This is a genomic window from Mesorhizobium sp. WSM4837 (assembly GCF_055811435.1).
This window is the reverse complement of the sequence record NZ_JBVVQE010000045.1, coordinates 16,641-40,794: the sequence shown is the minus strand read 5'-3', so window position 1 is coordinate 40,794 and position 24,154 is coordinate 16,641. Positions and strand designations below refer to the sequence as shown.

Here is a 24,154-nt window from a genome sequence, read left to right as displayed (position 1 = left end):
ATGCGACGAAGGCGGCGCGAACCTCCCGCTATGAGAAGATCTCCGCCAGTTCGTCGACGCTGGTGCCTTCCTTGACTTGCCGCAGTTCGACGTAGCTGACCGCGATGGCAACCGACATTAAAGTAGACACGACTGTCGAAACAAGCGCGCTTCCGATTGCGCCGACAACAAGGCCAACGGTCGAGAGGCTGCCGGTAATGGCGAAAGTAAATCCAAACAACAATGCAAACGCCATTTGGATGGCAATCGCCGCCAAGAACAGAACCAGCAAAAGACCGAATAATGACCAGCGGCTGCCCTTCGTCAGAGCACGGCTGCGCGACATCGAACCAAACACGCCAAGCCGCTCCTGGATCAGCACGGGCACGGAAACCGATATACCGAGGAACAACATGATGCCTGGAACCACCAACGCGATGAACGCGATGAACACAATGATGTTTCCAAAAACGGGGATAAGCATGCCGGCCACGAACATCGTCACCACTAACGCGAGGATCATGGTGAGGAAGACAACCAGGCCCATCCCGAGCGTCGGGAACATGCAACGCAAGGCGATCTGGATGCAGTCACCGATTGCCGGGCGCTTGCCGTTCAAGTCTTCTATCGTCGCCCTTACCAGTGACGACTGAAACAACAAAGCCAGCACAAAATAGATCAAGCCAAAAGCCATCGATATTAGCGAGTTGCCTAGAACCGCCGATGGATCGGCAACCGCCATGCTTTCGGGATCGGCAAAATCAAGGTTGGCAAGATTTCTGTAATTCCAAAGGTTGAGCACCAGTGCCGGAAGGGCGGAAAAAAGAGCCGCCAGTCCGACCAACAGACCCGGATTGCGGCCGATGACCGCAAAACTATTGCTGAAAACCCTGCCGATGCGAAACTTGTCCGGTCGTTCCAATGTCGTTGAAACCATGACGTAAACCTGTCCAGTCAAGGCCGATCCCGATGCGGTGAAGGCGGCCTTGCCGCTATGAGAAGATCTCCGCCAGTTCGTCGACGCTGGTGCCTTCCTTGACCTGCCGCAACTCGACATAGCTGACCGCCGGCGCAACCGAGGTCACCACGGATACGACGGATGTCACCAGAGCATCCAGGATGAGAGCCGTTGTCACGCCAAAGACCATGACGACTTGGCTCAAGACAAGCTGGATGACGATCACCGCTATGATCAGGACAATCCAGAATCCGAACAGAGCCCAGCGGCTCCCTTTGGTCAGCTCGCGGCTGCGCTTCATGCTGCCGAACACCCCCCGCCGTTCCTGAACCAGAACCGGCACGGCGACCGACCAGCGGAGCCATAATATGATGCCCGGGACGATGAGCAGCATGAAGCCCAATCCCGCACCAAGAGAGACCAGTACTGCGATGCCTATCACCGGCAGCAGGAGGGAGATTGCCATCTTGAGGCTGTCGCCCATTGATGGCTGCTTGCCGTTCAGATCCTCGATGGCCGCGCGCACCAGCGTCGCCTGCAAGATCGCTGCCAATACCATGGAAGCCAGCACGACAAGGATTGTAACGATAACGCGTTGGGCCGAGAACTCCGGAGTGCCTGTCTCGGTGCCGCTTGCCCATTTCCAGAGCCAAAGCTGGTAGAGCAACGTTGGCAAGCCTGAAAACAGCACTGCCAGCCCGAGGCAAAGCACGATATTGCGGCTGATGACAGCAAAGCTGTCGTTGAAAACCCTGCCGATGCGAAACTTGTCCGGTCGTTCCAGTGTCGTTGAAACCATGATGCGTCCCCTCGCTCAATCGCCGCATATCGGCTGGTGATCCCCGCATCAAATGTGCCAACATTGGAGATCGACGTCTAGCCCACTTGCAATTGCCGTTGTGCATTGCCAGTGTCGACTGGGAACCACAGGTTGCAGGGGACGGTTGGCAGTGGCACAGCCAGGCACAGCGGAAGCCGAATGGCTGGCAAAAGCGCATCAGCAGTTGATCTCGGATAAGTCGATCCAGTTCGGCCTGCCGGCCTATGTGCCGCCGCAGCCGCCTGACTGGCTGAAGCCGCTGCTGGACCTGTTGTCGTCGCTCGGCCCCTACATGATCTATCTGTTCTGGGGGGCGGTGATATCAGGTGCGGCGATCATCCTGCTCCTGGTCTTTCTCGATATGAAAGGTATCGCCTGGCGCCTGCCCTGGCAGCGCGCGCGGCGCGAAACCGAGGCGGAGGAAGCATGGCGCCCCGACGCCGGCGCCGCGCAGATCCTGCTGTCGGAAGCCGACGCGCTGGCCGCGCGAGGCGACTATGACGAAGCTGTCCATCTCCTGCTTCGGCGCAGCGTCGCCGATATTGCCGGCCGGCTGCCGGATTTTTTGCGCCCGTCGCTCACGGCGCGCGACATCGCCGCTGCTGCTTCGGTTCCCGCCAAGGCCCGCGCGGCGTTTACCGAGATCGCACGCATCGTCGAAGCCGCATTGTTCGCGCGCAGGCCGGTCGGCGCCGAAGGCTGGCGGCAAGCACGCGGCGCCTATGAGCGGTTCGTCTTCCGGGATGCCTGGATATGAGCGCTGCGACGGTCGAACCAGCCGCGCAGGAACCATTCAATCGAAGAACGCTGTTTTGGGGCATTTTCGCCAGCCTGCTTGCGGCAGCGGGTTTCTTCCTGCTGTCCACCTATGCGCCCGACTTCCGGCAACCCGGCAATGGCAGCGCCACGCCGCTGTCGAAAAGCGGTGTCGGCTATGCCGGCCTGGCGGAATGGTTGCGACTCACCGGCGAGACGCCGGCCATGGCGCGGACCGAGGACGATCTCGGCACCGACATGCTGCTGATCGTCACCATTTCGCCCGAGAGCGACCCCGCCGCGCTCGACCGCATCCTCGAACTTCGGCAGGACCTGAATACCCTCTTCGTGCTGCCCAAATGGCAAACCCTGCCGCTGGAGGAGCACGAAGGATGGAAGATGAAATTCGGGCGATTGCCAGAATCCGTGGTGAACCAATGGCTCGGCCGGATCGCCAAAACAAGGATCGGCGTCGGCCAAAGCAAGGTGCGGCAACTCGACGTCGAAGGCCGGCTCGTTGCCGCCCCCGACGAGTTGCAGTGGGTGGCGGACGAGAATCCAATCATAGCAGCCGGCAACGACAAGGCTGTGCTCACTGAACTCGACGACAAGCCTTTTTATATCCTGACCGACCCCGACCTGATCAACAACGCCGCGCTTGCGGATTCCACTAAGGCGGCAGCCGCGCTCGACCTGATCAGCCGGCTTCAATCCGGAATCGGTCCGTCCTGGTCCAATTTCAAACTGCCCGACCCTGACCAACTCGGTGACGACGCATCCGAAAATCCAGATAAGAGAGGCCGCGCACAGCCGGTCATGTTCGATCTCACGCTGCATGGCGCGGGGCGAAAATACGACCTTGCCAAACTCCTCGTCGAACCGCCGCTCCTGGCGCTGACGCTGACGATCCTGGCCGCGGCGGCGCTCGCTTTCCTGCGTGGCCTCGGCCGTTTCGGCCCGCCGCGCGCCGACCAGCGCGCCATTGCCTTCGGCAAGCGTGCGCTGGTGGATACGACGGCGATGCTGTTGCGGCGCGCCGGGCGGCTCAACGAACTGGGAGGCCGTTATGCCGCCTTGATGCGGGTGCGCGCCGGCGCACTGCTGGGAGCGCCGCAGGGCCTGCAAGGCGAAGCGCTCGACCGCTGGCTCGATTCTCGCGATAAGGACGAAGTCAGCGGATTCACCGCGCGGGCGCAAGCCGCCGGCGAGGCGAAAAACCTGACGCAAATGCACGAGGCAGCCGAGCGGCTGCACGATTGGACGGCAAGGAGGCTCGGTGAACGTCGATGATGTAAAGGCCCTGGCGACACGGATCAGGGAAGAAGTGGCCAAGGCGATCACCGGACAGCACGACACGGTCGACCTGATGCTGACCGCCCTGTTCGCCGGCGGGCATATCCTGCTGGAAGGCCCTCCGGGCACGGCCAAGACAATGACCGCGCGCTGCTTCGCGCAGGCTCTGGGTGTCGCCTACGGGCGCATCCAGTTCACGCCGGACCTGATGCCTGGCGATATCGTCGGATCGAACATCTACAATTTCCAGACTGGACAGTTCACGCTGACGCGCGGTGCGATCTTCTGCGATCTTTTGCTTGCCGACGAGATCAACCGCACGCCGCCCAAGACACAGGCTGCACTTCTGGAGGCGATGCAGGAGCATGCGGTCACCTTCGACGGCACCACGCATTCGCTGGGCCGCAACTTCATGGTGGTCGCGACCCAGAACCCGATCGAGCATCAGGGTGTCTATCCCCTGCCCGAAGCACAGCTCGACCGCTTCCTGTTCAAGCATCGGGTCAGCTATCCCGGTCCCGAGGAGGAACGGGCCATCATCATCCATCACGGCGGCGGCTCCGCCTCGCACGACATCGCGCAATACGGCATCAAGGCCCAGACGGATCGCAAGACGCTGGAGAAGGCACTCGAAACCGTCGGCTCCGTCACCCTCGTCGACGACGTCGTCGGCTACATCGCGGCGCTGGTGCGCGCCACGCGCGACACCGCCGATTTGGAGGTTGGCGCCAGTCCACGCGCGGGCGCCATGCTGGCCAGGGCGGCGCGGGCGCGGGCAGCGCTCGACGGGCGCGCCTATGTGATCCCAGACGACGTCAAGGCGCTGGCGGTGCCGGCGCTGCGCCATCGCGTCATCCTGTCGCCGGCCGCGCAGATCGATGGCCGGCTGGTCGAGCAGATCGTCTCCGACCTGGTCGACCAGACGGAAGCGCCGCGTTGATCTATCCCAGCGGCCGAGCGGTGTGGGCGGCAGCAGCAGGCGCGGTGCCGGCCTTCCTGGTCGCGCTGGCGCTGCCGTCGCTGTGGTATCTCGGATTGCTGTGGATCTGCCTGGTGCTCGCCTTCCTGGCGGTCGACACCGCGGCGGGACGGGGGCGGAAATCGCTGGCCGCCAGCCTCCACGCGCCGCCGCAGGTCGGCGTCGGCGGCCAGTTCACCGTCCACGTCGCCGCCCGTTTTTCAGGCAGGATGCCAACCCTGGAGGCGCGCGTCGGTCATGATGCGCGCCTGGCGCCGATCGGCGGTACCGGCGGTCCCCTGGCTGCCACAAAGGATGGCGGATCGCTCGACCTGCGGTTCCAGGCGCTGCGGCGCGGCATCGCCAGCTTCGATCGTCTGTGGCTGCGCTGGCGCGGGCCGTTCGGACTGGTCTGGAACCAGGTCGTCCTGCCGATGGAAAGCAAGGTGGCAGTGTTGCCCGACGTCCGCAGCGCCCGCGACCAGGCGATCACGCTGCTGCAGCGCAACGCCCTGCCCGACGGGCATGCGCAGCGCCGGGCCGGCCAGGGCCGGGAATTCGAGGCGCTCAAGGATTATCAGCCCGGCATGGGCCGGCGGATGATCGACTGGAAGCGCAGCGCCCGCCACGGCAGGCTTCTGGCGCGCGAGTTCCGTATCGAGGAGAACAACAACATCGTGCTGGCCATCGACAGCGGACGCCTGATGTGCGAGCCGGTCGACGGCCTCCCGAAGCTGGACCGGGCGGTGGCTGCCGCCTTGCTGTCGGCGTTCATTGCGCTCAAGGGCGGCGACATGGTCAGCCTGTTCAGCTTCGATGCGCGGCCGCGCGTCGCCAGCGGCGCGGTGCGCGGCTCGGCCAGCTTTGCAATGATCCAGAAGCGGGCAATTGAGATCGACTATTCCAACGAGGAGACCAATTTCATCCTGGCGCTGACCACGCTCGCGGCACGGCTCGACCGGCGCTCTCTGGTGATCATCTTCACCGACTTCGTCGATCCGATCAGCGCGGAATTGATGCTGCGCACCGTCGGCAGGCTCACCGAGCGGCATCTGGTGCTGTTCATGATGATCAGGGATGTCGAATTGGAGAGCATGGCCGACATGCCGCCTTCATCAGGCGAGGATATCGCCCGCGCCGTCGTCGCCGGCGGGCTTTTGCGCGAAAGGCAGGTCGTCATCGGCCGGTTGCGGCTGCTCGGCGCGCATGTGATCGAAGCCGACCATCAAAGGCTAGGGCCGGCGCTGGTCGAGCGCTACCTGCAGTTCAAGCGCGAGGATTTGTTGTGACTGCGCCAGTTCCCGGCGATGCTCGACGCGGCGATGCCGTACGCCAGTCGCTGGCCAGCTTCCGTCGGGAGCGCGAGGCCGACTGGCAGGCGTTCGAGGCGCTACTCGCCCGCGTCGAGAAACGCGCGCCGCGAACACTGTCGGAAGAAGAGCTGCTGTCGCTGCCGCTGCTCTACCGGTCGGCATTGTCTTCGCTTTCGGTAGCGAGAGCGACATCCCTCGACAGCGCACTGATCGCCTATCTCGAATCCCTGTCGCTGCGGGGATATTTTTATCTCTATGGGGCACGCCGCGGACTACGGCAGCGTGTTGGCGATTTCTTCCTGCATGACTGGCCCGGTGCCATCCGCGATTTGTGGCGCGAGACGCTGGTGTCGGTGGCGCTGATGTTTGTCGGCATCGGCGCCGGCGCCTGGCTGGTAGCGTCCGACAAGGGCTGGTTCGACGCGATCATCCCGTCGGGCCTGGCTGCCGGCCGCGGTCCCGACGCTTCGGCCGAGATGCTGCGCAGCATGCTTTATGATGGCGACAATGGCTTTCTCTCAGGCTTTGCTGCTTATCTTTTCACCCACAACGTCCAGGTCGCAATCCTCGCCTTCGCCCTTGGATTTGCTTTCGCGGTGCCGACGGTGCTGCTGATGCTGTTCAACGGCTGCATGCTGGGGGCGATGTTCCAGGTCTATTGGGCAAAGGGGCTTGGCATGGAACTTGGCGGCTGGCTGGCCATTCACGGCACCACCGAATTGTTCGCCATCGCACTGGCCGGCGCTGCCGGCATGCGGATCGGCACACGCATCGCCTTCCCCGGCGAGTTGACCCGCATGACGGCAGCCGCCCATGCCGGACGCGTCGCCGCGACCGCGATGGTCGGCGTTTCGGTCATGCTGCTGTTTGCCGGACTGCTCGAGGGCATCGGCAGGCAGACGATCACCAGCGACGTCACCCGCTATGCCATTGGCACCGGCATGCTCGCACTGTGGATCGGCTACTTCTACCTGTTCCAGGTGGTGCGCAATGGCGACCGCTAGACGCGCTGCGCTGGCGACAATGCGCTCGCTGATCACGCCTGAAGGTGTCGATCTCCAGATAAAGCTGGCCGACGCCGGCACACGGGCTGCCGCTTTCCTGCTCGATGTCGTGTTTATCGCCACGGCTGCAATCGCGGTCACGATTGTTGCGATCTTTGGAGCAACAGGTTTCGGCACTGATAAATTGCAGCCGCTTTTCATCGTCTGGATCATCGCGATTTTTTTTCTGCGAAACGTCTATTTCATCGCCTTCGAGGCGGGCCGGCGCGCGTCGACCCCCGGCAAGCGGATCATCGGCATCAGGGTGGCGTCACGCAGCGGAGCCGGCCTGTCGGTCGATCAGGTCATCGCCCGCAATCTGATGCGCGAGATCGAGGTCTTTCTGCCGCTGTCGATTATCGCCGGACGCAGTGGGATGGGCGTCGCCGACACGCTGACGACAGTTTTCGGGCTGGTATGGGCGCTGCTGTTCGCCTTGTTCCCGCTTTTCAATCGCGACCGGTTGCGGATTGGCGACCTCCTGGCGGGAACCTGGGTCGTCGAGGCGCCTAAGCGCACGCTGATGGAGGATTTGTCGGCACGAAAAGATCTGGTCGCCAGGACTTTTCAGTTCAGCCACGCCCAGCTCGATGCCTATGGCATCGCCGAACTGCACAAGCTGGAAGAAGTGCTGCGCCGCGACGACTATTTCGCGCAGCGGGCGGTGGCTGAGACGATCGGACGCAAGATCGGTTCAACGCCGCAGGCGCATGATGCCCGCCCGTTCCTGACCGCGTATTACGGCGACCTGCGAGCCCATCTCGAGCGAAAGCTGCTGCTGGGCAAGCGAAAGGAAGACAAGCATCAGCGTTAGGAACGAAAGGCCGTCTTACCCCACCCACTTCTCGTAGTCCGACACCAGGAGGTGCAGCGGCGCGACGTCCTCGTCGATGTCCGCGAAGCGGCCGATCGGCTCGCGGAAGACATTGTCGGTGAGATCGTCGTTGACGGTCGAAACCTCGCCGATCAGCACGTCCTTGCCCTCGGCCCAGAAGGCGTGCCAGACGCCCGGCAGCAGCGTCACGCTCTCGCCCGGATCGAGCTTCAAGAGCCCGCCCGCCGGCAGCCGGTGGATAGTCCCGTCGACCGGCACCGATACTTCCGCCTTCGGATCGATGCCGCCATCGCGATCGTGCATGAACAGCTCCAGCACCAGCTTGCCGCCGCCGCGGTTGATGATGTCCTCGGCCTTGATGTTATGGCGATGCATCGGCGACAGCTGATCCTTGCGCGAGATCATGATCTTCTCGGCATAGAGCATGCCCATGCCCTTCTTCATGTCTTCGTAGCGACCGTTGCGAACGGTGAACAGGAAGAGGCCGAGCTCGTCGAACTTACCCTGGCCGTAATCGGTGATGTCCCAGCCGAGCCGCGAGGAGAAGATGGCCGACGAATCCTGCCGGCGCGCCTTCATCTGTTCCGGGGTCCAATAGGCGAAGGGCGGCATAATGTAGCCGAACGAACGGATGAAGGCATCGGCGTCGCGGATGATTTCGTTGATGGCGGAGCGTTTCATGGTCGTGGTTCCTTCCCATTGGCTTGGGCGATCTCCAAACCGAATAGCCGAACACCGATCCGGTGTCGACGTAAACCGCGTGCTGGCCTCATGACATCCGGGCCGATCAAGGCCATAAGTCCAGGCAAATCCCAGGGTGAAAATCCATGCTGAGCATAGACGACCTCGATACACCGGCGATCCTGATCGATGTCGACCGCGCCGAAGCCAACATCGCGCGGGCGCAGGCCCACGCCGACCGCCACGGGCTGAAGTTCAGGCCGCACATCAAGACCCACAAACTGCCCTACTGGGCAAAGAAGCAGATCGCAGCCGGTGCGGTCGGCATCACCTGCCAGAAGATCGGTGAAGCCGAGGTGATGGCCGATGCCGGCCTCACCGACATTTTTCTGCCTTACAACATTGTTGGCCGCGCCAAGCTGGAGCGTCTCAAGGCGCTGCACAGCCGCGTGACACTGTCGGTGACATCAGACAGCATGGAGACGCTTGCGGGTCTCGCCGCCACCTTCACCGATCCAGGCCAGCCGCTACAGGTACTGGTGGAGTGCGATACCGGCATGGGCCGCTGCGGCGTCCAGTCGGCCAGCGAGGCTGTCGCGCTGGCCAGAGAGATCGACAAGGCCAGGGGGCTCGCCTTCGGCGGGCTGATGACCTATCCGGCGGCAGGCCGCGCCGCCGAGGCCGAGACTTGGCTGGCCGATGCGCGCAATGCGCTCGCCGCATCCGGCCTCGCCTGCGAACGCATCTCCAGCGGCGGCACGCCGGATATGTGGCGCGCAGGCGAGGCTTCCGTCGTCACCGAGTACCGCCCCGGCACCTACATCTATCTCGACCGCTACCAGGTCGCCAAGGGCGTCGGAAGCCTCGACGATTGCGCGCTGACGGTGCTGTCGACGGTGGTCAGCCATCCGACGCCGACACGGGCCATCCTCGATGCCGGCAGCAAGGCGTTGTCCAGCGATACGCTGGGGCTGCCCGATTTCGGCGAATTGCTGGGCCTTCCGGGCGCCACCGTCACCAGCCTCAGCGAGGAGCACGGCAACGTCACGCTTTCCGGCGAGGCCAGGCTGCGTATCGGCGAGCGCGTGCGCATCGTGCCCGACCATTGCTGCGTCGTCACCAATCTGTTCGACGAAGTTCACTTGATCGCCGGAGAACGGGTGCTTGAGACGCTGCCGGTGGCGGCGCGCGGCCGCATGGGGTGAGAAGCGGTCCGCGGAGCGGACGGAAAGCCAATTGCTTGGCTTTCGAGCTTTGACCCCCTGAGCCTGCAAAGGGGCAAAGCTGAAGTGAGTCAGGCTGATTGCCGTTCAGCCTGCCGTGCCGCGACGCGGCGCATGGCAATGACCCGGCGACGCAGGATTTCCGTGCGCATCGCCATCAGATGCAGCGCAAAGAACAGCACGGTAAAGCCCAGAGCCATCACCAGCAACGGCCGCAACAGGCTGGGATCGATGGTCGGCCCACCGAGCCGGATCACCGAAGCCGGCTGATGCAGCGTGTTCCACCAGTCGACGGAGAATTTGATGATCGGGATGTTGATGAAGCCGACCAGGGTGATGACTGCAGCGGCCCAGGCGGCGCGCGCGGCATCGTCGAGGGCCCGCGTCAGCGCAATGATGCCGAGATACATCAGGAACAGCACGAACACCGAGGTCAGCCGCGCATCCCACACCCACCAGGTGCCCCACATCGGCTTGCCCCAGATCGAACCGGTGATCAGCGCGAGCGCTGTAAAGACGGCACCGATGGGTGCCGCCGATTTGAGCGCGACGTCGGCCAGCGGATGGCGCCATACCAGCGTGCCCAATGCGGAAACCGCCATCAGCGTGAAACACATCATGGCCAGCCAGGCGAACGGCACATGGATGTACATGATACGTACGGTGATGCCTTGCTGGAAATCCTCCGGCGCCGTGAAGCTCATATAGAGCCCGGCGGCTAGGAGGAGTGTGGCGATGGTTGCCAGCCACGGCACCACCTTGTCGGCCAACCCGACAAACCGCGTCGGGTTGGCGAAATCCATCCAGCCGCTGAGGCGTGAAGTCAGGTCACTCATGCGGCTTTACATAAACCGGTGATGGGCTTGGGGCAACTACAGCACCGTGTCGCAGGCGCGCGTTCCCTTCTCCCCCTGTGGGGCCCGAAGGGCGGGCGAGGCCCGTGACTCGCCCGGGCGGTGGATCGGCGCACAGCGCCGAGCCGGATGAGGAGTGCTGGACGGAGTGAGGCCGGCGCCAAGCGAGCACCCCTCATCCGTCGCCTTCGGCGACACCTTCTCCCACAAGGGGAGAAGGGAAGAACTCAGGCGGCCGCGTCCGTGATGGTGCGGCTGAGGCGGCGGACTTCCTCGTCGTTGAGCAGGCCGCCGGCGCGCAGCAGGCTGGCGAAGCGGCCATTGCGCATCGACAATTCGGCGAAGCCGCCCATTTCGACCACCTTGCCCTTGTCCATGAAGACGACCAGATCGGCATCGCGAACAGTGGTCAGGCGGTGCGCGATGATGAAGGTGGTGCGGCCGCGCCGCAATTCGTCGATCGCTTCCTTGACGCGGTCTTCCGTCTCGACGTCGAGCGCGCTGGTCGCTTCATCGAGCACCAGGATGGGTGAATCCTTCAGCACGGCGCGCGCGATTGCGATACGCTGGCGCTCGCCGCCCGAAAGTTGTCCACCGCGTTCGCCGACAACCGTATCGTAGCCGTTGCTCTTCGACAGGATGAAATCCTGCGCGGCAGCGGCATTGGCGGCGGCGTGGACCTCATCATAGGTCGCCTCGGCGCGCCCGACGCGGATATTGTCCTCGATCGAGCGGTTGAGCAGGCCGGCATCCTGGAACACGGTGGCGATCGAGTGGCGCAGCGACTTGCGGGTCACCGTGCGGGTATCGATGCCATCGATCAGGATGCGGCCGCTGGACGGCGAAAAGACCCGCTGCAAGAGATTGATCAGCGTGGTCTTGCCTGCGCCCGTCGGACCGACGATGGCCACGGTGTGGCCGGCACGGACTTCGAACGACACGTCGTTCACGCCCTGCCCCGAATTGGCGAATTCGAAGTTGACGTTTTCGAAACGCACATGACCAGTGACGTTGACCAGGTCACGCAACCCGTCCGGCTCGGCGGCGTCGGCCGCGGAGTCCTCAAGCCGATAAAATTCCTCGAGCTTGGCCCTGGCTTCCGAAATCTGGTTGGCGAAGGCCGACATCTGGTCGAGCCGGGCGATCAGCAGCGTGGCAAAGCCGGTAAACGCGATGACATCACCGATGCGCAATTGGCCATGCATGACAAGATAGGAGCCGATCAACAGCACGACCATCATCGAAATGGTCGACGACAGACGGTGCAGGGCGTTGGCCAACGCCCACCAGTCGAGCACCGGATACTGCGCATCAAGCAGATTCTTGACATAGCGCTTCAAGGCGTCGGTCTCGTGGCCGATGCGATTGTAGCTCTGCAGCACGGCGACATTGCTGACCGAGTCGCTCACATGCGCGAACACCTGGTGAAAGTGCCGCTCCACGGACGCCTGGCCTTCCCTGGTACGACGCATCACCAGCCGGCCGATTCCGACGTAAAGCGCGCCCAGTGCCAGCAGGACCATCGACATGCGAATGTCCATGCTGAGCGCCGTCGGCACCAGCAGAACCAGTGCGACAACAGTCGACAAATGCTGCCTCATGAACTCGAGCCAGAGGCTGAACAAGGTCTCGACCGCGCGCAGCAGCGTGTGCAGGGAATTGGAGGTGCCGCGCTGATGATGCCAGGCAAGAGGCATGGTGATCACGCGCTCGAACGACTGGCAAAGAACCTCGCTGCGCCGCGCATGGGCAAAACGGTCCGCGCCGCGCGCCACCAGAACGAAGGCGATGACGTTGAAGACGCCGATACCGGCCCATAGGCCGAGCGTCGAAAAGACCGAGCCGCTATCCGAAATGGCATCGATCACCCGTCCGAACATGATCGGCTCAAGGATGGCGATAATCGCAAGCGCGACATTCGCCCCACAGATAAACGCGACGCGTTTTCTGTCGGCAGCGAGATAACCGAGCGCTCTCCAGTAGATTTGCAGAAGGGACACTTCAGCTACTCCGGCAAATTGTTATTGTGCACTGCATCATTTTCTGACTCGTACTCGTTGACGTGTCGCGAAACAATGCCCTCGTACCCCTTCAGTTCCCAATTCGCGAACAAAAGATGGCGACGCTGCGAAATCTGTCGTGATCACCTAACGGTTTGAGAAGAAAGGTAAAATGTCAGCCTTGCGGCAAAATCGTGGCAGGCAGGAAGCACTGCCGAAATTTTAATCAGCAACTTGGCATGTACGAATCCCAAAAGCCTGCATCGGCTTTTGGGAAATCTCATGCGCAATAGAATTGCTCGAGCAACTTTAAATAACGCACATCCTCAAGATGCACAAAGACGTTCCAAATCCTTGAAGCTACGCCGGTATCCTGACGACCAGATCGGCCTTGTCGCCGGCTTTCGGTTCGAAAGACGAAGCCTTCGTCTTTTTACCATTTACCTCGAGCGAGACGGCTTTGGCCTTCTTGTCGCGGACAACCTGAACCCTGAGCTCGGCCCCCAGCACCTTGAGCGTTGCCGCATAGCCATCCCAATGGCTGGGCAGTTTCGGCCTGAACTGGATGCGCTCGCCCCTGCGCTCGATACCGAGGATGCCTTCGACCGCCGCGCGATAAAGCCAGCCGGCCGAGCCGGTATACCAGGTCCAGCCGCCGCGGCCGCCCTTGCCTTCCCCGGCGTAGACGTCTGCCGCGACGACATAAGGCTCGACGCGGTAGTGCTCGGCAGCGGCTTCGTCGGGTGCATGGTTGACCGGGTTGAGCATCGAGAAGCAGCGGTAGGCGTCGTCGACGCGCCCCATTTCGGCGAGCGCAATGACGAACCATGTCGCCGCGTGGGTGTACTGGCCGCCGTTTTCACGGACACCCGGCGGGTAGCTCTTGATGTAGCCTGGGTTCTGTTCCGTCCTGGAGAAGGGCGGCGTGAAAAGCTTGACGATGTTGAGCTCGTCGTCGACGAGCATTTTCATCGCCTGCTGCATCGCCGTCGTCGATCGCGCCGGATCGCCCTCGCCCGACAGCACGCTCCACGACTGGGCAATCGAGTCGATCTTGCATTCCTGCGAGCTGCGCGACCCCAGCGGCGTGCCGTCGTCGAAGCTGCCGCGACGGTACCATTCACCGTCCCAGGCCGTGCTTTCAAGCGCCCGCTTCAGCACGCCCGCGTGTTTTGTCCAGGCTTGCGCGCGCTTGGCGTCGCCTTCCGCCTTGGCGACAGCTGCAAAGTCGCCCAGCGTCTTCAGCAGGAACCAACCCAGCCAGACGCTCTCGCCCTTACCTTGCTCGCCGACACGGTTCATGCCGTCGTTCCAGTCACCGCCGAGGATCAGCGGCAGTCCGGCGGGGCTGCTGCGCTTGATGGCAAGGTCAAGTGCGCGCGCGCAATGATCGTAGAGTGAAGCGGTCTTCTTCGATATCTCCGGCGTGAAAAAGGCGTCGTGCTCGCCTTCTTCCAGCGACGGCCCTTCGATGAAGGGCAATTGTTCCCTGAGGATCGCGGTATCGCCGGTCACCAGCAAGTAGTGTGCCGTGGCGTGGGCGAGCCAGACCACGTCGTCGGATATCATGGTGCGGACGCCTGCCTCGGTTCGCGGCAGCCACCAATGCTGCACGTCGCCTTCGGGGAATTGCCGCCGCGCCGCGTTGAGGATCTGGTCGCGCGCCAGTTTCGGATCATGGAGAAGCAGGGCCAGCGTGTCCTGCAACTGATCGCGGAAGCCAAAGGCGCCGCTCGCCTGGTAAAACGCCGAGCGGGCGCGGATGCGGCAGGCAAGGCTCTGATAGGGCAGCCAGTGGTTGACCATCGCGTTGAGCGCCCTGTCCGGCGTCTCAACCTGGATGGTGTCGAGAAACCCTCGCCAGGTGCGTTCATTGTCAGCCAGCCGCTGATCGAAGTCCTTGCTGCAATGATGCTGTACCAGCGCGCTGGCTTCCTCGGCAGAGGCTGCATCGCCGAGCAGCCAGAGCAGCGTCACGTCGCCGCCGGCGGGGATGTCGACGTCGCGTGCAATTGCCGCACAAGGATCGTCGCCCGCCTCAACGCGGCCCGACAGGCTTGCGCCGCTGAGCACGGCTTGCGGGAGTTCGCTGGTGCCGTGGCGGCCGATGAACTCGCGGCGGTCGGCCGTCACCGAGTGTGCCGCCCCGTCGGCGGCCAGGAAGGCAACCCGCTCGCTGAAATCGAGCCCGTAGGGATTTTGCGCCAGCAACGCGCCCGTCGCAGCATCCCTGGAGGGAACGATGGTCGCCGCCGTGCGCGAACGATGGCTGCCAAGAACCCATTCTGCATAGGCATAGACGCGCAGGCGCGCCGGCGCCGAACCGGAATTCTGGATGCGCAACCGGGAGATTTTCACCGGATCGACGGGATCCACCACATGGGTAAGGTCCATCGACAGCGGCCCGTGCTTCGAACGGAAGGTCGAAAAACCCTGCCCGTGCCATGTTTCGTAGGTCGTGGCGGGGTCGCGGACCACGGCGGCCAGCGGTGAGAACGCCCGGCCGCTGGCATGATCATAAATATAGATGCCCTCGCCTGGCCGGTTGGTGACCGGGTCGTTCGCCCACGGCGTCAGTTGATAGTCGCGGCTGTTTCGGCTCCAGGTGAAGGCAGCGCCTTCAGCCGAAACGTGGAAACCGAACGAGGCGTTGGAGACGACGTTGATCCAGGGCTGCGGCGTCGTGCGCCGGCCAGCAAGGCGCACGACATAGTGGCGTCCGTCGCCCTCGAAACCGCCAAAGCCGTTCCATTGGTTGAGCCCGCTGCCGTCGGCACTACGGTCGAACGGGGCTTGAGCCCACGTCTGTGGCGCCGGCGGAGACGGTTCACGAAGCGCTGCTGCACCCGCCGGCTGCAACGCGTCCCGCGCTTGCAGCGCAGCGGCCTCGGCGCGCTCGATCTGATCGAAGATGGTGCCGTTGCGCGTGTGCAGAACGACGCGAGCGGTGGCCAGCAGCGTCTTGTAGGTCGCCTCGTCCATGAGGTCGCGGCGCACCGCGAAGATGTGCTGGCGGGGTCCTAGCTCCTTGCCGCGCAGGCGACTGTTTTCGCACAGCGTCTCGACCGCCCGTTGCAGGTCCTGCACGTAGGACGAAGCCTGCTCGTTGACGACGACAAAGTCGATCATCATGCCGCGGGCGCGCATGTATTCCTGGAAACGGAGCGCCTGGGCAACGATTTCGAGATCGGCGACATCGCCGATCCTGACCAGGAAAATCGGAAAGTCGCCGGATATGCTGGTCGGCCATAGGCCCGATTGCCTACCGAGCCCGGAAGCGATCGATTCGGCCGGAAGCCGCAGGAACGGATCCGGATAGATCAGGTAGCGCGCCAGATTCTGCACATTGGCGGCATCGGCAAGGCTGAGACCGAGATGCCGGGTCTGCACCTGTGAGCGGGTCCAGGCGAGCATCGCCTGGCGCGCGAAGGCTTCCGGATGATCAAGCCGCGCAATGGCTTCTTCGAGTTCGGCACGGTTGGCGCCGACGGCAGTCCAGAAGGTCAGCGCTATCTTCTTGTTGGCCGGCACGCGCACCTGTCGGCGAAGTGCCGCGACCGGATCCAGCGTGAAGCCGGAATGGCCGCCAAGCTTGGCGCCGGGATCGAATGCGGCGGCCTCGGTAATAGTGCGGCCGCGGCCTATGAAGGCGCGCCGGTCAGTTTCGGCCTCGGCGTCGCGCGTCGACCCAGACGGGTCGGTGACGAAATGCACCATGGCGACATCAGGCTCGTCCGTTTCCCGCTTACGTCTGGTGGCGAAGATCGCTGCGTTATTCGCAGCGATTTCGGTTTCCACGAACATTTTCGAGAACGCCGGATGCGCGTTGTCGGATGCTTCGGAGCCCAGCACCAGTTCAGCGAACGAGGTCACTTCGATATGCCGGTCGACCGGGCCGTCATTGTAGAGCGTCACCCGCCGGCCTTCGCCATTTCCTTCCGAAATGACGATGCATTCGACCTCCGAACGCAGTGATCCCACTGACTTGACGAAGCTCGCCTTGTCGTCGGAGAACAGCGTCCGCACCTCTTCGTGGGTGGCACGCTTCGGCTCGGCGGTGGCCGACCACCAGTCGCCGGTGCCGGAGTCGCGCAGGAAGATGTAGGAGCCAAGCCGATCCTCGGTCGGGTCCGGCTGCCAGCGCGTGACGGCAAGCTCGCCCCAGCGACTATAGCCGGAGCCGGTCGCGGTAACCATGACCGAGTAGCGGCCATTGGACATGACGCTGGTCGAACGCAGCGCCTTGAGCGGGTTGAGCACGATGCGCGTATCGGGGCTCTCGGCTTCCGTTTCGTCCTTCGACCGTTCGTCGGCCTCGGTCCTGACGGTGGCGGTCGGGATGTCGCGCGGCGCTCTTTCCTGCAGCAGCAACTCGGCCGACTCGATCACCGGATCGCTGTGGAAGCGGTCGCGCAGGCGTCCTTCGAAGATGGCGTCGGCGACGGCGGCGATCGACATGCCGGAATGGTGGGCCATGTAGTTCAGCACGACGACATGGTCGGTGCCCTCCGGCACGCGTTGCGGCGTGAAATCGACCGCATCGTAGAAGCCGTGCCGGCCAAGGGCGCCAAGCCGCCGCAGCCTGGCCAGGTTCTGCACCGATTCACGCGGGGTGAACTGCGCCGCCAGCACGGTCGCATAAGGGGCAATCACCGTGTTCTGGCCGAGACCTCGCTTCAGGCCCAGCCCGGGCACGCCGAAATTGGTGTACTGGTAGGTCAGTTCGCGATCGCGGGCGTTGTAGGCCGCTTCCGAAATCCCCCAGGGCACGTCCTTCGAGCGGCCGTACTGGATCTGGCGCTTGATGATGAGCTTGCTGGTCTGGTTGAGGATGCTGCCTTGCGGCTCCTTCATCACCAGCGGCGGCATCAAATACTCGAACATCGAGCCGGACCAGGACATCAGAGCGCCCTTGAACCCGATCTCGACGATCGGCCGGCCGAGGTGGAACCAGTGCTCCGTGGGCAAATCGCCCTTGGCTATGGCGAACAGGCTGGTCAGCCGCGCCTCGGAAGCCAAGAGGTCGTAGCAGCTTTCGTCGAGCTGATGCTCCTCGACCCGGTAGCCGATCGACAGAAGCTTGCGTTCCTTGCGCATGAGGAAGGAGAAATCCATCTCGAAGGCAAAGCGGCGCGTGCGCTCTCGCAACGAAAGAAGCTTGGCCCGCAGCGCCTCGATGGCATTGTCGTCGCTATGCGCATCATGGACATGCGCCTCGCAGGTGGCTTCCAGTCTCGCCGCCCAGTCGGCGATGGTGTCGCTCTGCGTCGATGCGGCCTCAGTATGGATAGCGATGGCGAGCTTGCGGATCTCGCCGGCCAGAACGGCCAGGTTGATGGTGCGGATCGACGCCATCTCGGGCTGTGCCTTGATCGATTCGACCGCGCGTCGCATGCCATCGAGGCGATCGGCAAGTCGCTGGCGCAACGGCCGCAACTGACGGCGGTCGTCAGGCAACTCGGCCAGGCTTTCGTCGAGGATCGTCACCGTATCGAGGATACCCTCAAAGTCGCCCTGAAGGTGGACTGCAGGCGCTTCCGCCCATTCGGCACAGGCTGCCGCCACCGCCACCAGATGGCCGGCGAGATTGCCGCTATCGACGGCGGAAATGTACAGCGGATAGAGCGGCTTCAGCGTCGTCGTGTCATACCAGTTGAAGAGATGGCCGCGCTCACGCGGCATGCTCTCGATAGTCGACATCGTGGCGTCGATGCGGGTGGTGGCGTCGGACAGGCTGATCCAGCCGAAATCGCGCGCCGAAACCACTGACAGGAGATAGACGCCGATATTGGTCGGCGAGGTGCGGGGCGCCACGACAGGCGCCGGACTTTCCTGGAAATTGTCAGGCGGCAGATTGTGATGCTCGGCCGTCACGAAGGTCTCGAAATAATGCCATGTGCGCCGCGCAATCGTGCGCAGCACATGGGTGTCGGCCGCCGATATGCGCAAACGGTCCTCGGTTTCGGCCGAGCGGCTGATAAAGAAGGCGAAGGCTGGCGAGCCGATCCAGAACAGCGCGAAGAAGAAGGCGACGAAAGCTCCGGTTGAATCGGCCACAACAGGGATGGCGAGGCCGACGACGCCGACAACCACCGCGCCGTACATCATGCCGTAATAGGAGCCGAGATCGTTGTCGCCGTTCTTGTGAGCCTGCGAGGCAGTGCGCCATTCGAGCAGGTTCTTCCGGCTGACGAACAGGCGGTAGAGCGTGCGAATGACGGCATCGCCCATCATCCAGGCCAGATGCGCCATCAGCACGATCTTCAGAGCCACGAGGGCGGTGCCGAAGACGACGTCGCGCGCCAGCGCCGAGAAATGACCGCGCGGCGTCTGGTCGCCGCTTTTGGGCAGGATGGCGTGGACGATGTCGAACGTCGGCGCCATGAAAAGTGTGAGGATCAGCAGCGCCTGCCATTGCGCGGCCTGGGTGAAGGGCAGCAGCGTCCAGCCGGCGATCGCGGCCATCACCCAGAAGATCGGCGTCAGCGACCGGCGCAGATTGTCGACCATCTTCCAGCGCGACAGCGCCGGCACGCCGGATCGCGGATTGAGAATGAAGCCCAGAAGCTGCCAGTCGCCGCGCGCCCAGCGATGGTGGCGCGACGCGTCGACCGAATAGCGGGTCGGATAGTCCTCGACCAGTTCGACGTCGGTGACCAGGGCCGCGCGCGCCAACGCGCCTTCGAGCAGATCGTGGCTGAGGACGGTGTTTTCTTCGATGCGGCCCTTCAGCGCCGCCTCGAAGGCGTCGACATGGTAGAGCCCCTTGCCGGTGAAGGAGCCGTCGCCGAAGACGTCCTGGTAGATGTCCGAGACGGCAAATACGTAGGGATCGAGGCCGCGATTGGCAGAAAAGACCCGCTGGAAGAAGGATGCGTCGTCGCCGCTGGTCAGCGAAGCGGTGATGCGCGGCTGCAGGATGGTGTAGCCGGCGCTGACGACGCGCTTTGCCGCATCGTAACGCGGGCGGTTGAGCGGATGGCAAAGCTTGCCAACCAAACTGGCGACGGCATCGCGGGTGGTGCGCGTGTCGGCATCCAGGGTCATCACATGGATGACGTTTTCCGGCAACGGCACGTCCAGCGGCAGAAAAGTGGTGTCGCTGTCACCACGCAGCAGAAGATTCAGTTCGTGGAGCTTGCCGCGCTTGCGTTCCCAGCCCATCCAGGCGCCCTGGGATTCATTGTAGAGCCGCCGGCGGTGCAGGACGTAGAAACGCGGCGCGCCTTCGCTGGGATAGCGGGCGTTCAGCCGCGCGATCTCGTCGCGAGCATATTGGAGGATCTCGATATCCGCCGCATCGATTTCGGTTTTGCTGTCCGGCCAGTCCGAAAGCAGAGCGAAATGGATTTCGTCCGCCGTGTTGGCCAGGTGGTGCACTTCGATGTTGCGGATGTTCTCCTCGACGTCGTCGCGCGAGCCGATCAGCGACGGCACCACCACCAGCGTGCGCGCCTCGGGCGGCATGCCGCGTCTGTAGTCGTAGCCGACGAGGCGCGTGGGCTTCAGGAATAACGATACGACGGTGTTGAAGAAGGCAAGCGCGCCTTCGCTTGCCGGCACGGCAAACAGCGCCAGCATCAGGACGATCGACGGCAGCGACAGGCCGAGACTGGCAAGGGCATTGCCTGAGAGGACCAGAAGCAGGACCGTCAGCGCGAACACCGGCACGACAATGCCCAGCCATCCGGTCTTGCGGAACGCTCGTTTGATCGTGACGCTGACGGTCGGCCGATAGCCGATCGCCTTTTCCAGTTCCAGCCGGCGCGGGCCGACCAGAAAGAACCCGACGTCGGTGTGAGCGGTCGGACCGGTGACGGTGGTATCGGCGACAGCGGCATGGCCGGCGAGTTCGATCGCCTTTTCAGCAACGCGGAATTCGGAACGATCGGAGCGGCGCGCCATTTCCTCGATCGCGGTCCGGTACTGGTCGCGCGAGAAGAAATCGAGCGCGGCGAAATCGGTGCGCTCGCGCAGCAAGGTGTCGATGCGGCTGACATCTTCGAACCAAACCGTCCAGTCGATATCGTTGATGAGCCTGAGGCCGCGGATGATGTTGCCGGTGGTTACGTTGCCGCTGGACAACGTGCGATGCTCGCTGATGATGATTTCCTCGGCATCGGAGCCGGACTTTTCAAGCTCGCCCTCCAGCCATTCCAGCGCCCTGCCGGCATTTTGCGATCCGTCGCGCAGGCGGTAGAGCAATTGGGTGGCAAAGGTGGTGTCTCGTGCATGGGCGACGTAGTTCGACAGGATCGCCTGACGGTCGGCGCTGTCGTCGATCGCCAGCACGCCATCGGCAACCTCGTTGGCAATCTGGCGCATCTGCCGGGTACGATTGACCCGGACCGCGATCCGGCGAAGATTTTCGATCAGAACGAAGCGCAGCAGCGACGGCAGCGCCCAGAGCTCGCCAATCTTCAGCGGCTCGACAGCCTGAAAGCCTTCGACGATCGCCTTGAACATCGCCGCCGAGACGGAGCTGTCCGAATGCGCGACATAGGTCCAGGCCAGCGCAAGCGCGCGCGGCACACGAGCGCCGTCGCGCAGCTTCAGGGTCGGCAACTGCCGATAGAAACGGTGCGGCAGGTCGCGCTTGACCTGGAAGATGGTTTCCTCGACCAGATAGTTGTTGTCGAGCAGCCATTGCGCCGCCGGCGTGATCGTCTCGCCTCTCGCCTGCGCGGCATTGGTCGAACGGTAGACTTCGAGGATCTTGCTGGCGCTGTCGCGGACGCGTGGCTGGAAATCGAACGGCTCCAGGCCGAACAGATCCTTGACGTCACCCTTGGCGAGGCTTGCACCCAGCGTGCGCAGGCGCTCTTCCGGCAGGAAATTGGAGCGTATCGGCTCTTCCGTGATGGCCGGAAAGCTCGCGCTCGTCTTTTCCATTTGGGTGGGGTCTGTCTGTATATTCATTGAAAATTCCGCATGGGGGACGCGTTAGCGGCGTCACCGCCACGGCAATGTCCCTAGAACCGATTGAAATGAAATTGGTTGCATCGAAACAAGGGCCGAAAGTCTATTTTCGCACCAAGACCTGCAGACAAACCACCTCCCTCCCGCCGGGAGTTGATCGACGGAAGGATTCAGGCTTTTTCGTGATCTGGGCTTGAGCTTACGGCATATTTCGCTGGTGTTGTGATCATGTTTCGAAACAGGCGTTAATCGTTTGCCGCAACGCGATCGATGCGGATCACGAACAGCGTCGCTGGTCGCGCAGGCTCGACGCGCCGTTTCGCGGCGTCCGGTCCGAGCAACAGCGTGTCGCTCGGTCCGATGCGGACAGGCGCCGCGCCGGCCATCGTGATTTCGCCGTCAAAACACAGGATGAGGGTCGCATCAGCGGCCGACTGGATTTCCGTCGGGGCTGAAATCACCAGGCGTTCGACGGCATGGGTCATCCGTCCACGCCGTGTCATGACGTTGAGATCGGTGATCGGACCGGAGATCAGCGCCGCTTGCGTCGGCACATCGGCCGCAAAGGAAAGCGGGGCGGACGTTTTGGTCAGCGTAGCCGCCGGGCGGCCGGCGATATCAAGGATGATCCCCTCGCCTTCCAGCACGGCCAAGCTTCGGTCCACTCCGGCAAACTCGGAGAATGGTCCACCGCTTTCGACGCGCGCCATGGAGACGCGCCAGTCGAAATCATCGAGCGCAGCACCTGCGGGCGAGACGGCGATTTCCGTCGTCACCCCGCCGCCGTTCTTCCACGGCATGGACCGGTATTCGGCTGCCCGGAGGATGCGCAAGGCGCGGTTCAGCCGAGGATGCCTGGCAGGTTGAGCTGGTGCTCCCTGGCGGAGTCGATGGCGAGGTCATAGCCGGCATCGGCGTGGCGCATGACGCCGGTTGCGGGGTCATTCCATAGCACCCGCTCCAGGCGTTTGGCCGCTTCGCGTGTGCCGTCGGCAACGATGACCATGCCGGCATGTTGCGAAAAGCCCATGCCGACGCCACCGCCATGATGCAGCGATACCCAGGTTGCGCCGGAGGCGGTGTTGAGCAGCGCATTGAGCAGCGGCCAGTCGGACACGGCGTCGGAGCCGTCCTTCATCGATTCCGTCTCGCGGTTCGGCGAGGCAACCGAGCCTGAATCGAGATGATCGCGGCCGATGACCACCGGCGCCTTGAGCTCGCCTTTCGCCACCATCTCGTTGAAGGCGAGGCCGAGCCGGTGGCGGTCGCCGAGACCAACCCAGCAGATGCGCGCCGGCAGACCCTGGAAGGCGATGCGCTCACGCGCCATGTCGAGCCAGTTGTGCAGGTGGGTGTTGCCGGGCGTCAGCTCACGCACCTTGGCGTCGGTCTTGTAGATGTCCTTGGGATCGCCGGAGAGGGCTGCCCAGCGAAACGGACCGATCCCGCGACAAAACAGTGGCCGGATATAGGCCGGCACGAAACCCGGGAAGGCAAAGGCATTGTCGAGCCCTTCCTCCTTCGCCACCTGACGGATGTTGTTGCCATAGTCGAGCGTCGGCACGCCGGCGTTCCAGAACGCCACCATCGCCTCGACATGTTCGCGCATCGACGCGCGCGCCGCCTTTTCGACCGCCTTCGGGTCGCTGGTGCGCTTCTCGCGCCATTCGGCGAGCGACCAGCCCTTGGGGAGATAGCCGTTGAGCGGATCATGCGCCGACGTCTGGTCGGTGACCAGGTCGGGGCGCACGCCACGCCGCACCAGTTCCGGCACGATGTCTGCGGTGTTGCCGACGAGGCCGACCGATTTCGCCTCGCCGGCCCTGGTCCAGCGCTCGATCCTTTCCAGCGCCTCGTCGAGCGTGTCGGCGCGTTCGTCGACATAGCGGGTGCGCAGCCTGAAATCGATGCGGTCGGGATCGCATTCGACCGCCAGGCAGCAGGCGCCGGCCATGACCGCGGCCAGCGGCTGGGCGCCGCCCATGCCGCCGAGGCCGCCGGTCAAGATCCATTTGCCCCTGAGGTTGCCGTCGTAATGCTGGCGGCCAGCCTCGACGAAGGTCTCGTAGGTGCCCTGCACGATGCCTTGGGTGCCGATGTAGATCCACGAGCCGGCCGTCATCTGGCCGTACATCATCAGGCCCTTCTTATCGAGCTCGTTGAATTTCTCCCATGTCGCCCAGTGCGGCACGAGGTTGGAATTGGCGATCAGCACGCGCGGCGCATCGGTGTGGGTACGAAACACGCCGACCGGCTTGCCCGACTGCACCAGCAGCGTCTCGTCGTCTCCAAGCGTCTTCAGAGAGGCGACGATGCGATCAAAGTCGTTCCAGGTGCGCGCCGCGCGGCCGATGCCGCCATAGACGACCAGTTCGTTGGGGTTTTCGGCGACGTCGGGATCGAGATTGTTCATCAGCATGCGCAACGGCGCTTCAGTCAGCCATGTGCGGGCGTTGAGCTCGCTGCCGCGCGGGCTGCGGACTTCGCGGATGTTGTGGCGAGGATCGGTCATGGCGTCACTT

15 protein-coding genes are annotated in these 24,154 nt (G+C 63.4%); 7 read left to right on the top strand and 8 right to left on the bottom strand.

Annotated elements, in window-relative coordinates; all coding sequences use genetic code 11:
* Positions 1–28: 28 nt before the first annotated feature.
* Both AC0L3D_RS23780 and AC0L3D_RS23775 read right to left on the bottom strand, forming a co-directional pair.
* Positions 29–916, bottom strand: coding sequence for a DUF7847 domain-containing protein (locus AC0L3D_RS23780; protein ID WP_473645978.1), 888 nt, complete (start codon positions 914–916; stop codon positions 29–31).
* 55 nt (positions 917–971) lie between these two features.
* Entirely contained in the window at positions 972–1,736 is a 765-nt protein-coding gene (locus AC0L3D_RS23775; RefSeq protein ID WP_473629759.1) for a glycerophosphoryl diester phosphodiesterase membrane domain-containing protein, read from the bottom strand.
* A gap of 151 nt (positions 1,737–1,887) precedes the next feature.
* Between AC0L3D_RS23775 and AC0L3D_RS23770 the strand changes: the two genes are divergently transcribed.
* From AC0L3D_RS23770 to AC0L3D_RS23745, 6 genes are read left to right on the top strand one after another with little or no spacing between them, the layout of a single operon-like run.
* Positions 1,888–2,514 carry a DUF4129 domain-containing protein gene (locus AC0L3D_RS23770; protein ID WP_473645976.1) on the top strand — a complete coding sequence of 209 codons (627 nt, stop codon included), beginning with the start codon at positions 1,888–1,890 and terminating at the stop codon, positions 2,512–2,514.
* A complete protein-coding gene (locus tag AC0L3D_RS23765) occupies positions 2,511–3,803 on the top strand; it encodes a DUF4350 domain-containing protein (protein WP_473629757.1) in 1,293 nt (430 codons plus the stop codon). Before AC0L3D_RS23770 ends, AC0L3D_RS23765 begins: the two co-directional genes overlap by 4 nt.
* On the top strand, positions 3,790–4,746 hold the full coding sequence (locus AC0L3D_RS23760) for an AAA family ATPase (protein ID WP_473629756.1): 957 nt from the start codon (positions 3,790–3,792) through the stop codon (positions 4,744–4,746). Before AC0L3D_RS23765 ends, AC0L3D_RS23760 begins: the two co-directional genes overlap by 14 nt.
* Positions 4,743–6,053, top strand: coding sequence for a DUF58 domain-containing protein (locus AC0L3D_RS23755; RefSeq protein WP_473645975.1), 1,311 nt, complete (start codon positions 4,743–4,745; stop codon positions 6,051–6,053). Before AC0L3D_RS23760 ends, AC0L3D_RS23755 begins: the two co-directional genes overlap by 4 nt.
* Complete coding sequence (locus AC0L3D_RS23750; protein WP_051505641.1) at positions 6,050–7,081, top strand: stage II sporulation protein M; 1,032 nt, start codon at positions 6,050–6,052, stop codon at positions 7,079–7,081. The genes AC0L3D_RS23755 and AC0L3D_RS23750 overlap by 4 nt, the downstream gene beginning before the upstream one ends.
* Positions 7,068–7,934, top strand: coding sequence for an RDD family protein (locus AC0L3D_RS23745; protein WP_473629754.1), 867 nt, complete (start codon positions 7,068–7,070; stop codon positions 7,932–7,934). Before AC0L3D_RS23750 ends, AC0L3D_RS23745 begins: the two co-directional genes overlap by 14 nt.
* 15 nt (positions 7,935–7,949) lie before the next feature.
* Here AC0L3D_RS23745 and AC0L3D_RS23740 read toward each other — a convergent pair whose 3' ends face one another.
* The gene (locus tag AC0L3D_RS23740; RefSeq protein WP_236387019.1) at positions 7,950–8,636 is read right to left on the bottom strand and encodes a D-lyxose/D-mannose family sugar isomerase; all 687 of its coding nucleotides are present in this window, start codon (positions 8,634–8,636) and stop codon (positions 7,950–7,952) included.
* Positions 8,637–8,782: 146 nt separating this feature from the next.
* Between AC0L3D_RS23740 and AC0L3D_RS23735 the strand changes: the two genes are divergently transcribed.
* Positions 8,783–9,841 carry a D-TA family PLP-dependent enzyme gene (locus tag AC0L3D_RS23735; protein ID WP_027153913.1) on the top strand — a complete coding sequence of 353 codons (1,059 nt, stop codon included), beginning with the start codon at positions 8,783–8,785 and terminating at the stop codon, positions 9,839–9,841.
* Positions 9,842–9,930: 89 nt separating this feature from the next.
* On the opposite strand, the gene AC0L3D_RS23730 is transcribed toward AC0L3D_RS23735, so the two are convergent.
* The 5 genes from AC0L3D_RS23730 to hutU form a co-directional block, all read right to left on the bottom strand.
* Positions 9,931–10,695, bottom strand: coding sequence for a heme ABC transporter permease (locus AC0L3D_RS23730; protein ID WP_027153912.1), 765 nt, complete (start codon positions 10,693–10,695; stop codon positions 9,931–9,933).
* Positions 10,696–10,940: 245 nt separating this feature from the next.
* Entirely contained in the window at positions 10,941–12,713 is a 1,773-nt protein-coding gene (locus tag AC0L3D_RS23725; RefSeq protein ID WP_027153911.1) for a glucan ABC transporter ATP-binding protein/ permease, read from the bottom strand.
* A 360-nt stretch (positions 12,714–13,073) separates the two neighbouring features.
* Complete coding sequence (locus AC0L3D_RS23720; protein WP_473629753.1) at positions 13,074–21,632, bottom strand: glycoside hydrolase family 94 protein; 8,559 nt, start codon at positions 21,630–21,632, stop codon at positions 13,074–13,076.
* A 245-nt stretch (positions 21,633–21,877) separates the two neighbouring features.
* On the bottom strand, positions 21,878–22,465 hold the full coding sequence (locus tag AC0L3D_RS23715; RefSeq protein ID WP_473629752.1) for a HutD/Ves family protein: 588 nt from the start codon (positions 22,463–22,465) through the stop codon (positions 21,878–21,880).
* 8 nt (positions 22,466–22,473) lie between these two features.
* Complete coding sequence (gene hutU, locus AC0L3D_RS23710; RefSeq protein ID WP_473629751.1) at positions 22,474–24,144, bottom strand: urocanate hydratase; 1,671 nt, start codon at positions 24,142–24,144, stop codon at positions 22,474–22,476.
* Between the last annotated feature and the right edge of the window lie 10 nt (positions 24,145–24,154).

What these genes read in the sequence shown, in the direction of transcription:
- AC0L3D_RS23780 (WP_473645978.1), bottom strand. Translation starts at nt 916, where the DNA reads ATGGTTTCAACGACATTGGAACGACCGGACAAGTTTCGCATCGGCAGG.
- AC0L3D_RS23775 (WP_473629759.1), bottom strand. Translation starts at nt 1,736, where the DNA reads ATGGTTTCAACGACACTGGAACGACCGGACAAGTTTCGCATCGGCAGG.
- AC0L3D_RS23765 (WP_473629757.1), top strand. Translation starts at nt 2,511, where the DNA reads ATGAGCGCTGCGACGGTCGAACCAGCCGCGCAGGAACCATTCAATCGA.
- AC0L3D_RS23745 (WP_473629754.1), top strand. Translation starts at nt 7,068, where the DNA reads ATGGCGACCGCTAGACGCGCTGCGCTGGCGACAATGCGCTCGCTGATC.
- AC0L3D_RS23740 (WP_236387019.1), bottom strand. Translation starts at nt 8,636, where the DNA reads ATGAAACGCTCCGCCATCAACGAAATCATCCGCGACGCCGATGCCTTC.
- AC0L3D_RS23735 (WP_027153913.1), top strand. Translation starts at nt 8,783, where the DNA reads ATGCTGAGCATAGACGACCTCGATACACCGGCGATCCTGATCGATGTC.
- AC0L3D_RS23730 (WP_027153912.1), bottom strand. Translation starts at nt 10,695, where the DNA reads ATGAGTGACCTGACTTCACGCCTCAGCGGCTGGATGGATTTCGCCAAC.
- AC0L3D_RS23720 (WP_473629753.1), bottom strand. Translation starts at nt 21,632, where the DNA reads ATGAATATACAGACAGACCCCACCCAAATGGAAAAGACGAGCGCGAGC.
- hutU (WP_473629751.1), bottom strand. Translation starts at nt 24,144, where the DNA reads ATGACCGATCCTCGCCACAACATCCGCGAAGTCCGCAGCCCGCGCGGC.